Below are 13,336 nucleotides of genomic sequence, written 5' to 3'. Positions count from 1 at the left end.
GTAGCGGTGTTGCCGCCCGAGTTCTTGCCGGGCACTGGGTCAGGCAGCCGGTTGCCCGCCGGGTCCAGTCTCCAGCGCGCTTGCTGCTCGCCCTGGGCGCTTGCGCTGTGCTGCCCGGTCAGCCGTTGGCGGGCGTCGTACTGGTACGCGTCTGCGTGGGTCGGGGTCTGGATGCCCACCAGCTGGCCCAGGCTGTCGTAGGTGTAGCGGCGTTGCCGCAGGCCACCGATGAGGGGCGCTGCGCTGGAGGGCGCGCTGCTTTGTCCGGGCAGGCCTTGCCAGCGCTGGTGCAGCAGGCGCCCCAGGGGATCGAGCTGGCGGCTCTGGGTGGGCGCTGTGCTGGCCATCTCGCCGGGCACGCCGGGCAGCAGGTGCAGGGTGCGGCCCACTTCGCGGTGCAGCTTGTCGCGCTCTAGCGCCAACAGGGGCATCTGGTTGAGCAGCACGCCGTGCACATGGCCCGAGCCGTAGCTGAGCCAGTCGAGCTGGCCGATGCCCTGCAGTTCGCTGATCACCTGAACAGGTGGAAGTTCGAGACTGCTTGAACTGACCGTTGGCAGGTCAGCCGTCGCATACATGTCCCTTTGTGTTGGGCTAGATAGGGCTCATGTCGCAACAATTAGGTTTCTGCAATATTGCCATATTTGGATGTCAATTTTGAAATCAGTAGGATTAAAAATGTACTGACAAATATCGACACAGAAATATTTAAAGCATCAATAGCAATCATCTTAAAAAACCTGCTCAAAGCAGGCTTTTCAAGCCCCTTCAAATTATGAAAACACTCCTGCCAACCAAAATTATAAAGAATGATTTCCAACATAGTTCCCGCAGGGAATATCAGGTAAAAACAAAAAATAACTGCAAATACTGCAATCCTAAAATTCTGCTTATTCAATTTATATATATTAAGTATTTTTCTTGAAATTAACATTAGAAAAATCCAGCCGATTGCCCAAATGCCAACTATTTGCATTACCCATGAAACCAAGAACGTTTTCTCACTACCAAAAACAATGGCTGCCACACCTACAATCCAAACAAAAAAACTCACAAAGAAAAATGCATTAAATTTCGTCATTATTTGAAAAATTCAATTGTTGGTGCACTTGGAGGAGCCAATAAAGCAGCACAATTTTTTGCAGGTGCCGTTGCGTATCCCAGAGCTTTTGCGGACTTGGCGATTGGGCCATCTGACGCACTTTCCACAGCTGCCGACACCGGACCAGCGGCATAGATTGAGGTCTCTTTTGCAGCCAAAGCCAATTTAGCTGCTTCAGGGGTAAGCTCATCTCTATCGACTTTATCTGCAATTTCTTTTTCTGCCTTACACATCAGCGTATTTTGATCAATTTTCACTTGACGCCCAATTTCTTTGTTCTCCTTCCAATCAAGAGCGTCAGAGATTTTATCGAATATGCCTTTTGCTGTTCCAATATCGGGGCCTTTGGAAGGCGCGCCCATTGGATTGAGGCCTAGAGGATCTACAGAACTCAAAGGATCCCTTGGGTAAGCTATCGTATTTAGTCCTCCGATCAACCCAATAGGATCCTGGCTCACATACTGTCCCACCCTTGGGTCGTAGTACCTGAACCGGTTGTAGTGCAGCCCCGTCTCCTGATCAAGCTGCTGCCCCTGCAAGCGGATGGGTTGATGGATGCGGTGGGGGTTGTATTCCTGTTCGATCTCCCCCCAGGCGCCGTACCGGGCCGCCCAGCTCACCTGTCCGGCCTCTTGCCCGTTGGCATTCACCAGCGCAATGGGTGTGCCCAGGTGGTCCGTCAGGATGTGCCGGATGGTCAGCGGGTGGGCATCCTCGGTATGGGCTTGTGTGTCCTTGATGAGTTGCAGGGATGCCTGCACTTGGCTTCGCATGTCCTGCGGCAGCAAGGCGGACAGTTGATAGCCAGGCTGCAGCACTTCGTTCAGGGCCTGGTGCAGCATCTCTCTGTCGCCATGCTGCAGTTCTTGCTCTGAGTCGCCGCTGCCGGTCAGGTCCAGCAGGGTTTTGACGGGGTCGGTGTGGCCTTGCTGACTGCGCTGGATCTGCAGCAGCGGCACAAAGCTGCTCGGCTCATACACCGTGTGTTGGATCTGCCCGTGGGACTGGGTGTGCACAAGCCTGTCGCCATCCCAGCCGTAGTGTGTGTTCTGGCTGTCCTTGCCGGTGTCTTGGTGTGTCTTGCTCACTCGCCGTCCGAACGCGTCGTAGCGGTACGTGGTTTTGCTTTTCACCTGTCCTTGGGCATTGGTTTGGAGAACCTGCCGCAATTGGTGCAGGGCGTCGTAGTGCAAGGTGGTGGTGCTCCCGTCGCCATGCCGGGCGTCGGTGCGGTTGCCCCAGTCGTCGTAGCCGTAGTGGGTGGCGCCTTCGTCACCTGCCCCCTGGCTCCAGCCGATGCGGTTGTCCGGCCAGCGTTCCACGTGCTCTGTGGCAGGGTTGTCTGTGGTGGGTTGAGGCTGCAACAAGTTAAACCGCGGGTCGTGCAGGTGCTGCTGGACCTGGGCGGTCCAGTCGGCGCCGGCGGCGGTGTTGCCGCCCGGGTGCTTGCTGGGTACTGGGTCGGGCAGCCGGTTGCCCGCCGCGTCGAGCCTCCAGCGCGCTTGCTGCTCGCCCTGGGCGCTGGCGCTGCGCTGCCCGGTCAGGCGCTGGCGGGCGTCATACTGGTACGCGTCTGCGTGGGTCGGGGTCTGGATGCCCACGAGCTGGCCTAGGCTGTCGTAGGTGTAGCGGCGTTGCCGCAGGCCGCCGATAAGGGGCGCTGCGCTGGCGGGGGCGCTGCCGGGTCCGGGCAGGCCCTGCCAGCGCTGGTGCAGCAGGCGCCCCAGGGGATCGAGCTGGCGGCTCTGGGTGGGCGCTGTGCTGGCCATCTCGCCGGGCAGCAGGTGCAGGGTGCGGCCCACTTCGCGGTGCAGCTTGTCGCGCTCTAGCGCCAACAGGGGCATCTGGTTGAGCAGCACGCCGTGCACATGGCCCGAGCCGTAGCTGAGCCAGTCGAGCTGGCCGATNGTGCAGCTTGTCGCGCTCTAGCGCCAACAGGGGCATCTGGTTGAGCAGCACGCCGTGCACATGGCCCGAGCCGTAGCTGAGCCAGTCGAGCTGGCCGATACCCTGCAGTTCGCTCGATTCGCGTTGCCCCAGGGCGCCCAGGCGGTGGTGGATGCGGTGCTCGAATTCGATGGCGGTCTTGCCGCTGGAGTTGCCGTACAGCGTTTGCACCTCGCCAGTGGGGCGCCCCAGGGCATCGCGCTGCAGGTCTACACGGCTGGTTTTGTGCAGCCGGTCGGCTTGCAGGCTTTGCAGCAGGGGACTGCTCGCCAGAGTTTGGGCGTCGTGCTGTTGGCTCAGGGCACTGTGAAGCTGATGGGTGTTGATCTCCAGCCAGGCAGCGATCAGCTCGGCGGGCGCAGTAGCGGGTGCATCGCAGTGTTCGGGCCGATCGAGCCCGTCCAGCTCCCAGCCCTGGGTGTCCAGGAGCTCCCCGCTGTCGCTGTAGCCGAACTGGTGGATCTGCAGGTTGGTGTCTGGGGTGCGTTGATTTGCCGGTGTTGCTAACTTTGAATGTGCGGCTGCTGCATCCACTTTGCCGGTGACGCGGTAGATCAGCCGCCCTGCGCTGTCGTAGTGGTAGCGGCTGCGCACCGTGCCCTGGCTTTCTGTTGTGCCCTGGCTTTGTGCGCCCATGCCACTGTCCTGCGCATCGGTCTTCTCGATCAGCTGGCCCGCCGCGTCATACCGGTAGCTCTGGCTGCGCCCATCGAACCCTGTTTCCTTAACCAGCCGGTCCTGGCTGTCGTAGGCGAAGCGGGTAACTGCATGGTTCTCGTTGATCAGCTCGGTCAGGCGCCCGGCCACGTCGTAGCGCAGGTGCAGGCTTGCGCCCGCCTGGGTCTGCGCGGTGACGCGGCCCCACAGGTCGTGCTCATAGGTGATGGTGGTGGTCTGTACCGATGTACTGGGTGAGCTTGGTCCCGGGCTGGCCAGCGCTCCGAGGGTGATGGCCTGGACTTGTTCGTTGCTGCCCCAGCGGTATTGCACCAGCGTGCCGTCCGCCTGGGTCGTCTGCTGCAGTCGCCCCATAGCATCGCGCTGGTGGCGTATGCGTTGACCCAGGGCATCGGTCTCTTCGATGAGCTCGCCAAAGGCGTCGTGCAGCCAGCGGCTGGTGTGGCCCGAGCAGTCGGTGTAGCTCGCAAGCTGGCCGACGGCGTTGTAGCCCAGGGTCTTGCGCCCGCCCTGGGCATCGATCAGCGCAATGGGCTGGTCCACCCAGGCGCGGGCGTTGCCTGCGGCGGCGTGGGGCGGCCCGCTCGGGTATTCCAGGTGGGTGGTGAGGGCGATGTCGCCTGCCACCACGGTGGTCTGTACCAGGCGGGCCCAGGGGTCGTATTCGTAGTGGGTGTGGATGCCGCTGGCGCTGGTGCTGTGCAGCAGCAGGCCGTCGGCGGCGGTGCCGGGCAGGCCCCAGCGCTGCTGGCTGCTGCGGCCGTCGGGCCCTTGCACCCCGAGCAGGTGGCCCTGGCCGTCGTAGCGCCAGTGGGTGGTGCGCCCCAGGGCGTCGGTGGCGGCAATGCGCCGGCCTGCGCTGTCGTACTGGTAGTGTGCTTCGCTGCCGTCCGGTTGCACCTCGCGGGTGATGCGTTTGAGGCCGCCGGTGCCTTCGTGGTGGTACCGGGTCACGCGCCCCAGGCTGTCGCGCACGGTGGTGCAGCTGGCGGCCCGGGGGTCCTGGGGGTGGGCATCTTCGTAGTCGAAGTAGTAGCTCAGGCCTTCTTCGTTGTGGTGCTCGGCCACGCGGGCGCCGGGGCGGGGTGGCGGGTTGCCACTGGCGTCAGCGACTTTCTGGTCTTGGCGCTGGTCTTCGTAGACGTAGGTGTGCTCGGGGCCGCTGCCCACCCGGTGGGCGACCATGCGGTGGGCGCTGTCGTAGGTGAACTGGCGGGTGCGCCGGCCGTCGCGGGCGTGCACGGCGATGAGGTCGCCCAGGGGGCTGTAGTGGTAGCGCACCAGGGGGATGGGGTCGTGCCGCTGTGCGCCAGCACCGGAGCCTGAGCCTGAGCCAGAACCCGCATGCTCGGGGTCGTGGGGGTTGAAGGTGCAGTCCACGCCCACGAGGCGCAGGCCGCTGTCGGGGTTCAGGCCTGCCAGGGTTTGCGTGGGGGCAGGGGCGGTTCCTGCGTCTGCGGCTGTCGCTGCGCTGCTGGGCCGGTTGTACAGGAGCGCATAGCGCCGGCCCGCCCCGTCGGTGATGCCTTGCAGGCGTCCGCGCTCGTCGTGCTGGTAGTGCTGGCTGCGCCCGTAGGCGTCCATCAGGCCGATGAGCCGGCAGAAACCTTTGGAAGAGCCCTCGGCTTGCACCTTGAAGAGCCAGACGGTGCGCCCGCCCTGCGTGGCTGCCAGCAGGTAGTTGGGGTCGGCCTTGGCGGCAGCGGGCACATGGGCCCAGCGCTGTTGCCGGTGCCAGGGCAGGAGTTCTTCTGCGGTGTTGGGGTAAGGGTTGGCGCCGGTAGTGGGAACGGGAGGATTCTCGGTATTACCAGCCAGAGCAGACAAGGCCTGCGCCACCCCCATGCCGCCTCCGCGCATCAGCAGCAGGCCTTCGCTGTCGCTGTGCAGGCTCTGGCCCGGCTCCAGCGCTTCGTCGAACGTGATGACGCGCCCGCCCGCATCGCGCAGCAGGGTCTGTGTGGCTTGGAGCTCGATGCTCAACTCGTGCGGCAGCTTCCAGCCGTAGCCCAACAGCCCGCAGTCGCCGCCGTGCTCCGCGTTGACGTAGCTGCTGTACTGGCGCTGCCACACCAGCGGCATGGGGCCGGGCAAGGCAAAGTCCAGGTCTTCCGTGCCCACCAGCACTTTGGCGCCCAGCGTGGGGTTGACGGGGCTGCCGATGGCCTTGCCGCCCGGGCAGGTAGAGCAGGCGATGCCGCCTTGCGAGCCGATCAGCACGGTCAGCGATCCCTGCGTGATCGGCCCTCCGGACTTCGTCAGATCTCCCAGCCTTGCTGCCGGCTTGCCCATGGTGATTCCCTCTNCCGATACAACTCTTACGCGGTCATGAGAGACCTGTCGAAAAGACGTTGTAGTTCAGTGTTTCATTGGGATTTTCGAGGTGCATACGCATTTGAAAATCTTGATGGCGAGGGCGATACGCCGCTCTTGGATATCGATCAGAAGTTGGATGACGATAAAAGGTCCTTGAGAGCCGGACGGTGCGGCGTGAACGACGCGACACCGGCTATTGGCTGGGCACACAGGGGTGCACCGGATAGAACCTGCGCGCGGGCTACACCAGCCGCGCCGCCACCAGTTCCTTTTTCAGGTATGCATAGAACAGCGGTGCCGCCACCAGCCCCGCGGGGCCGAAGACCGCCTCGGCGACGAACATCACCGACAGCAGCTCCCACACGCCCATCTGGGTGCGGCGGCCCACCACCTTGGCGTTGATGACGTACTCAGCCTTGTGGATCAGGATCAGGAAGCCCAGGCAGGCAGCGGCGGCCAGCGGCGACACCGACAGGCCCACGATGGTGATCACCACGTTGCACACCAGGTTGCCCACGATGGGCACCAGCCCGGCGATGAAGGTGAAGGTGATCAACACCGGCGTGTAGGGCAGCTCCAGGCCCCACAGCGGCAGCACGAACAGCAAAAACAGGCCCGTCAGCAGGGTGTTGAACGCCGCGATCCAGAACTGCGCGGCCACGATCTGGCGGAAGGCTTCGCCGAACAGCGTGATGCGCAGCCGCAGCTGCTGCGCCAGTGGCCCGCGCGCCAGCACAGCGGGGCGCACGGCGGCCAGCGCGCCAATCAGCAGGCCCACATACGCAAACAACACACCGGCCAGCCAGGCGCGGCCTGCCATGGCCAGCGCGCCGGCCTTGGCGCCCAGGTAGCTGGCGATGATGCGCTGGATGTCGGCCACGCCTTCGGGCAGGTGGCTGGCCATGTCCACCGGCAGTTTGAGCCGCAGCTCCAGCACGGTGCGCGCCATGTAGTTGAGCAGCTCCTGGTACTGCTGCGGCGCGGTCACCAGATAGCCGCGCGAATGCGTGAGGCCTGTGGCCAGCAGCACCAGCGGCAGCAGCATCACCAGGGCCGCCGCCGCAATCTGCGCAACGCGCAACGCCGAAACCGAAGGATGGGCCTGGCGCCGCAACCGGCTCAGGCCCTGTGCGAACCAGCGGGTGAGCGCCCGCGTCAGCAGAAAACCCAGGCACACGCACAATAGGCCCGGGAGCAGCCCGCGCCACATCACCAGCAGCAGCGTGGCCGCCATCAGCACATAGCTGGCAATCACGATGCCCTGTGTGCTCAGGCGCGGCGGCAGCGTGACCGGGGCCGCCGAGGCCGCCGTCGCCGTCGTTGCCGCCGGATCTGGCGTGTTGTTCAGGACTGTGGGGGTCGAGGGCGGTGTGTGCGCCATGCGCGGGTCGTTCAGGCGGGCCGACGTTGTGCGTGTCGCGTGCCGACTAGGCCACGACCACGGCAGCACCTTCGCCGCGTGCGGCGATGGTGCCGATGGCGTACACCTGCTCGCCCGCGGCGCGCAGCGTGGCGGCCGTGGCTTCTGCGGCGGCAGCATCCACCACCACCACCATGCCGATGCCGTTGTTGAAGGTGCGGTTCATCTCGATGTCGTCGATGCCGGCCGTCTTCTGCAGCCAGGCGAACAGTTCGGTCTGGGGCCAGCTGCCCTTGGTCAGGTGGGCGGCGGTGCCGTCGGGCAGCACGCGCGGAATGTTCTCCAGCAGGCCGCCGCCAGTGATGTGGGCCAGGGCCTTGATGCCGCCGGCGTCATCGGAATGCGGGTGGGCTGCCAACGCGGCCAGCACGTTCTTCACGTACAGGCGGGTGGGCTCCATGATGGCCTGCTTGAAGGGCTTGCCGTCCAGCGTGGCCGGGGCTGTGGCGCCCGCGCGCTCGATGCACTTGCGCACCAGGCTGAAGCCGTTGGAATGCACGCCGTGGCTGGCCAGGCCCAGCACCACGTCGCCGGGCTTCACGTTCTGGCCGGTCAGGATCTTCGATTTTTCGACTGCGCCCACCGCAAAACCTGCCAGGTCGTATTCGCCTGCGGGGTACATGCCGGGCATCTCGGCGGTTTCGCCGCCGATCAGCGCGCAGCCGGAGAGCTCGCAGCCCTTGGCAATGCCGCCGATCACGGCCGCTGCGGTGTCCACGTCGAGCTTGCCGCAGGCGAAGTAATCGAGGAAGAACAGGGGCTCGGCGCCCTGCACCAGCACGTCGTTCACGCTCATGGCCACCAGGTCGATGCCCACGGTGTCGTGCATGTTCCATTCGAACGCGAGCTTGAGTTTGGTGCCCACACCATCGGTGCCGGACACCAGCACGGGCTCCTTGTAGCGCTTGGGCACTTCGAACAAGGCGCCAAAGCCGCCGATGCCCGCCAGCACGCCTTCGCGCATGGTCTTCTTGGCCAGCGGCTTGATGCGCTCGATGAGCGCGTCGCCCGCGTCAATGTCAACGCCGGCGTCTTTGTACGAGATGGGGGTGGAGGAGGCAGAGGAGCTCATGGAAGGGGCTTTGGTGCTGGTAGACCCGCCGGGCGGGCTGGAATCCGGGGATTTTAAGCGGCACGCCCGGGACGGACTTTCTCAGCCCTGACCGGGCGGGGGATTTGAAGCTGGCACCCGGGCGGTGCCATCGCATGAGCACGCCGGCCACCGCACGCCGCGACGGCTACCCGCAGGGCACGGCGCGGCATTCGCGGGATCACCGTTCCATCTCTGTGCAACTAATAAGTTCACTCATCAAACTATGTCGGGTTTGCCCCGATGTGTGCGCCGGTTCAGCCCTTTCATAATTAGTTCGTCGTCCGCACTATGTCGGCGGAGGTAGTTGCCCGGAAGGGGAGCTGCCCGCCACGGACTGCAGCCTGCAGGGTTCAGCGAGAGGGGTTGCGGCGCGACAGTCAACGTCGTTCACACCAACCAAGGTCCGCACGAGGCCATCAATGGAGACAAGAATGAAATTGAAGACAACCTTGACCGCCCTGGCAGCCCTGGTGCTGGGCCTGTCCGGCGCCAGCGCCTTCGCCCAGGTGGTGGGCGTGAGCTGGTCCAACTTCCAGGAAGAGCGCTGGAAGACCGACGAGAAGGCCATCAAGGACCAACTGGCCAAGCTCGGTGCCAGCTACATCAGCGCCGACGCGGGCGGCTCGCCCGAAAAGCAGCTGTCGGACGTCGACTCGCTGATCGCCAAGGGCGCCAAGGTACTGATCGTGCTGGCGATGGACAAGGACGCCATCCTGCCCGCCGTCAACAAGGCCGCGCAGCAGAAGATCCCTGTCGTGGCGTATGACCGCCTGATCGAGGCGCCCGGCGTGTTCTACATCACCTTCGACAACGTCGAGGTCGGCCGCATGCAGGCCCGCGCGGTGTTCGAGGCCAAGCCCAAAGGCAACTACGTGATGATCAAGGGCTCGCCCACCGACCCCAACGCCAACTTCCTGCGCGGCGGGCAGCAGGAGGTGATCGAGGCGGCCATCACCAAGGGCGACATCAAGATCGTCGGCGAGGAATACACCGAAGGCTGGAAGCCAGAGGTCGCGCAAAAGAACATGGAGCAGATCATCACCAAAAGCGGCGGCAAGATAGACGCCGTGGTGGCCTCCAACGACGGCACGGCCGGCGGTGTGGTGGCGGCGCTCACGGCCAAGGGCATCAAGGGCATTCCGGTGTCGGGCCAGGACGGCGACCATGCGGCGCTCAACCGCGTGGCCCAGGGCTCGCAGACCGTGTCGGTCTGGAAGGACGCCCGCGACCTGGGCCGCGACGCCGCAGCCGCCGCCGTCGCGCTGGCCAAGGGGCAGAAGGTGGCCGGCGCCCAGACCTGGAACGGCGGCGAGAAGAAGGTGCCGCTGCAGGCGCAGTTCCTGAAGCCCGTGCCCATCACCGCCAAGAACCTCGACCTCGTCGTGAAGGCCGGCTGGATCCAGAAGGACGCGCTGTGCAAGGGTGTGGATGCGGCCAAGGCGCCCGCCGCCTGCAAGTGACGTGACCCCGGCGCGGCGCTGCATGCCGCCCGGTGGCTGAACAACACGTTTTGAAGCTCCCGGACCGGGAGCGGGGCCCTGCCGCGCGCGGCGGGCTGGCCTGCGCCCGGTCCCTTCACGAACAATTTTGGCGGAGTGCGCTTGTGAGTCCTGTTCCCCATGCCCTCAGGCAGCTGGCCATCGACTGGCGGCTGGTGCTGATGGGCGCCGTCCTGGTGGTCACCGCCGTCGTGTTCAACATCCTCTCGGGCGGCCTGTTCCTGTCGCCCGAGAACCTCTACAACATCGCCCAGCAGACGGCCGTGGTCGGCATCGTGGCCACGGTGGTGGTGCTGGTGATCGTGGCGCGCCACATCGATCTGTCGGTGGGCTCTGTGATGGGTTTCGTCGGCGTTCTGATCGCCACGCTGATGTACACCGCCGGCTGGCACTGGGTGGCGGCGTCGCTGGCCGGGCTGGCGGTGGCGATCGGTGTGTCGCTCTACCAGGGCGCGCTCACGGCGATGCTGGGGGTGCCATCGTTCGTGGTCACTCTGGGCGGGCTGATGTCGTTTCGCGGCGCGGCCTTCATGGTGGCCGACGGCAAGACCCAGCCGGTCAGCGACAGCTTCTTTCAGCGCCTGGGCGGCGGCTTCGATGGTGCCATCGGCGTGCAGGCCAGCTGGGTGCTGGCCGTGGTGCTGGTGGTGGCGCTGGGCCTGAAGACCTGGCTGCGGCGCCGGGCCAAGGCTTCGTACGGCGTGCCCAACCCGGCGCTGTGGCTCGATGCGCTGGTGGCAGCCGTGCCAGCGGTGATCGCCGTGGGCTTTGTCGCCACGATGAACGCGTACCAGATACCTACCAAGGATGCGCCGCAGGGCGTGCCCATCCCTGTGATCATCTGGGGCGGCGTGGCGGTGGTGCTGTCGTTCATCGTGCGGCGCACGCGCTTTGGGCGCTACGTGTTCGCCATCGGCGGCAACCCGGAGGCCGCGGCGCTGGTCGGCATTCCGGTGCGGCGCGTCACGCTGATGCTGTTTGCGCTGATGGGCGTGCTCATCACGATTGCAGCCATGGTCTCGATTGCGCGGCTCAACGCCGGCACCAATTCGCTGGGCACCGGCATGGAGCTGTTCGTGATCGCGGCAGCCGTCATCGGCGGCACCGCGCTGGCGGGCGGTAGCGGCTCCATCCTGGGGTCGGTGCTGGGGGCACTGATCATGCAGAGCATCGACAGCGGGCTCTTGCTGCTCGACATCTCGATCGGCCTGCGCTACGTGATCATCGGGCAGGTACTGATCGCGGCCGTGGTGTTCGACGTGGTGTACCGCCGCCTGACCGGAGACACCGCATGAACGCGCCGCTGGTGGAGATGCGCGGCATCCGCAAGTCGTTCGGCGGTGTGCGGGCGGTGGACGACGTCAGCCTCAACCTTTACCCGGGCGAGGTGGTGGCCCTGCTGGGGCACAACGGCGCGGGCAAGTCCACGCTGATGAAGATGCTGGCCGGCGCCTACCCCATCGACAGCGGCGAGGTGCTGGTGCAGGGGCAGAGCGCCCACATCCGCACGCCGGCCGACGCGCAGCGGCTGGGCATCGAATCCATCTACCAGACGCTGGCGCTCGCCGACAACCTGGACGCGGTGGCCAACCTGTTTTTGGGCCGCGAGCTGCTCACCCGCTGGAACACGCTGGACGACCACCGCATGGACGCCGAAGCCCGCAAGGTCTTCGAGCGCCTGAACAAGAACTTCCGCAACGTGCGCACGCCGGTGCGGCGCCTGTCGGGCGGGCAGCGCCAGGTGGTGGCCATCTCGCGCGCCATCTACTTCAACGCCCGCATCCTGATCATGGACGAGCCCACCGCCGCGCTGGGCCCCGAGGAGACCGCCATGGTGGGCCGCCTGGTGCGCCAGCTCAAGGCCGACGGCGTGGGCATCTTCCTCATCACCCACGACATGCCCGATGTGTTCGGGCTCAGCGACCGCCTGGCGGTGATGAAGAACGGGCGCATGGTGGGCGCCTACCGCACGGCCGATGTCACCGAGGACGAAGTTCTGGGCATGATCATCGCAGGCAAACAACCCGAAGGAAAAGCGCAGACCCACCGCCTTGGCGAGCCTGCGCCGACCCCCACACCCGCATGAAGACCACCGGCGACCAGCAACTTGTCAAACGCATCAACCGCAGCGTGCTGCTGCGGCTGCTGCGCCAGCGCGGCAGCCTCTCGCGCGCCCAACTGGCCGGCGAGAGCGGCCTGACCAAATCCACCGTGAGCCTGCTGGTGCGGGAGCTGATCGACGAAGGCTGGCTCGCCGAGACCGGGCTGGCCGCCGCGCAGGGCATGGGCCGCCCGTCCACACCGCTGCGCCTGGACGGCAGCCGCCGCGCCATGGTGGGGGTGGAGATCGGCGTCGAGTCGCTGCGGGTGGTGGGCGTATCGGTCACCGGCGAGGTGCTGTGCGCGGCCGAGGCCCCCCTGGCCGACCGCGACCCTGCCGCTGTGTGCCGCCAGGTGGCGGCGCAGGTGGTGCGCACGCAGGCCGAACTGGCGGCCAGGCCGGTCACGGTGTCGGGCGTGGGCATCGGCGTGCCCGGTGCATTCGACGAGGCCACCGGCACCATCCGCTTTGCACCCAACCTGGGCTGGCGCGACGTGGCCTTTTTGCCGCTGATCACACGCGCACTGGCCGACGCGGGCAGCCCGGCGGTGGCGGTGCATGTGCAGAACGAGGCGGACACCGCCGCGCTCAGCGAGTACGAGTTTGCAGATGGTGAGGCGACGGACTCACTGATCTTCGTGACCTGCGGCGTGGGCGTGGGGGCGGGCATCGTGCTCAACGACCGGCTGTTCACCGGGCTGCAGGGCATGGCCGGAGAAATCGGCCACAGCATTTTGCAGATCGACGGGCCGCCGTGCTCCTGCGGGCGCAGGGGGTGTGCCGAGACCTTCTTCGGGGCCCGGGCGCTCGAGCGCCAGAGCGACCCCGCGCGCGGCGGCGTGTTCCTGGGCGTGGTGCTGCAGAACCTCTGGACCACCTTCAACCCCGGCGCCCTGGTGGTGGGTGGGCCCTCGTGCGAGCGGCACCCCAGCATCGTGCAGCAGGCCCGCGACACGCTCGATGCCTACGCCGCCAGCGCGGGCGTGGCGGCGCCCGCCGTGCGCGCAGCCCGCTACGGCCTGCTGGCCTCGGCCGTGGGCGCGGCCGCGCTGGTGCTGCACCACGAGCTGCGGCCCATGCACGCACCGGCAGTCGCCGCGGCGGGGGCCGATCAGCAGGCCCTGGCCCCACCACCGGCAGGCGCCACACCGCCCGCCCATCTCCACTGAACGCAGCCATC

The 13,336-nt window shown here is 65.8% G+C and carries 9 protein-coding genes and 1 pseudogene; 4 read left to right on the top strand and 6 right to left on the bottom strand.

Annotated elements, in window-relative coordinates; all coding sequences use genetic code 11:
* The 6 genes and pseudogenes from ASF16_RS08485 to purM form a co-directional block, all read right to left on the bottom strand.
* Window positions 1–515 (bottom strand): annotated as a pseudogene (locus ASF16_RS08485) (RHS repeat protein); the annotation flags it as partial.
* Window positions 516–619: 104 nt separating this feature from the next.
* Window positions 620–1,054: a hypothetical protein gene (locus ASF16_RS26055; RefSeq protein ID WP_156372001.1), complete on the bottom strand. Its 435-nt coding sequence runs from the start codon at window positions 1,052–1,054 to the stop codon at window positions 620–622.
* A 26-nt stretch (window positions 1,055–1,080) separates the two neighbouring features.
* On the bottom strand, window positions 1,081–2,871 hold the full coding sequence (locus ASF16_RS27115; RefSeq protein ID WP_369817129.1) for an RHS repeat-associated core domain-containing protein: 1,791 nt from the start codon (window positions 2,869–2,871) through the stop codon (window positions 1,081–1,083).
* A gap of 139 nt (window positions 2,872–3,010) precedes the next feature.
* Window positions 3,011–6,019, bottom strand: a 3,009-nt coding sequence (locus ASF16_RS08480) for a DUF6531 domain-containing protein (protein ID WP_235507305.1), incomplete at its 3' end; no start/stop codon positions are given.
* A 265-nt stretch (window positions 6,020–6,284) separates the two neighbouring features.
* Window positions 6,285–7,424: an AI-2E family transporter gene (locus tag ASF16_RS08475; RefSeq protein WP_235507304.1), complete on the bottom strand. Its 1,140-nt coding sequence runs from the start codon at window positions 7,422–7,424 to the stop codon at window positions 6,285–6,287.
* Between the two features lie 46 nt (window positions 7,425–7,470).
* The gene (gene purM / locus ASF16_RS08470) at window positions 7,471–8,535 is read right to left on the bottom strand and encodes a phosphoribosylformylglycinamidine cyclo-ligase (protein ID WP_056165272.1); all 1,065 of its coding nucleotides are present in this window, start codon (window positions 8,533–8,535) and stop codon (window positions 7,471–7,473) included.
* Between the two features lie 452 nt (window positions 8,536–8,987).
* On the opposite strand from purM, the gene xylF reads away from it, so the two are divergent.
* From xylF to ASF16_RS08450, 4 genes are all read left to right on the top strand, one after another.
* Entirely contained in the window at window positions 8,988–10,016 is a 1,029-nt protein-coding gene (gene xylF / locus ASF16_RS08465; RefSeq protein ID WP_056165270.1) for a D-xylose ABC transporter substrate-binding protein, read from the top strand.
* A 200-nt stretch (window positions 10,017–10,216) separates the two neighbouring features.
* Complete coding sequence (locus ASF16_RS08460; protein WP_056165294.1) at window positions 10,217–11,350, top strand: sugar ABC transporter permease; 1,134 nt, start codon at window positions 10,217–10,219, stop codon at window positions 11,348–11,350.
* Entirely contained in the window at window positions 11,347–12,141 is a 795-nt protein-coding gene (locus ASF16_RS08455; RefSeq protein ID WP_056165269.1) for an ATP-binding cassette domain-containing protein, read from the top strand. The genes ASF16_RS08460 and ASF16_RS08455 overlap by 4 nt, the downstream gene beginning before the upstream one ends.
* On the top strand, window positions 12,138–13,325 hold the full coding sequence (locus tag ASF16_RS08450; protein ID WP_056165266.1) for an ROK family transcriptional regulator: 1,188 nt from the start codon (window positions 12,138–12,140) through the stop codon (window positions 13,323–13,325). The genes ASF16_RS08455 and ASF16_RS08450 overlap by 4 nt, the downstream gene beginning before the upstream one ends.
* Window positions 13,326–13,336: the final 11 nt, after the last annotated feature.

It is taken from the genome of Acidovorax sp. Leaf78, assembly GCF_001422735.1.
Lineage (GTDB): Bacteria > Pseudomonadota > Gammaproteobacteria > Burkholderiales > Burkholderiaceae_C > Acidovorax.
This window is presented reverse-complemented; position numbering and strand designations above follow the sequence as displayed.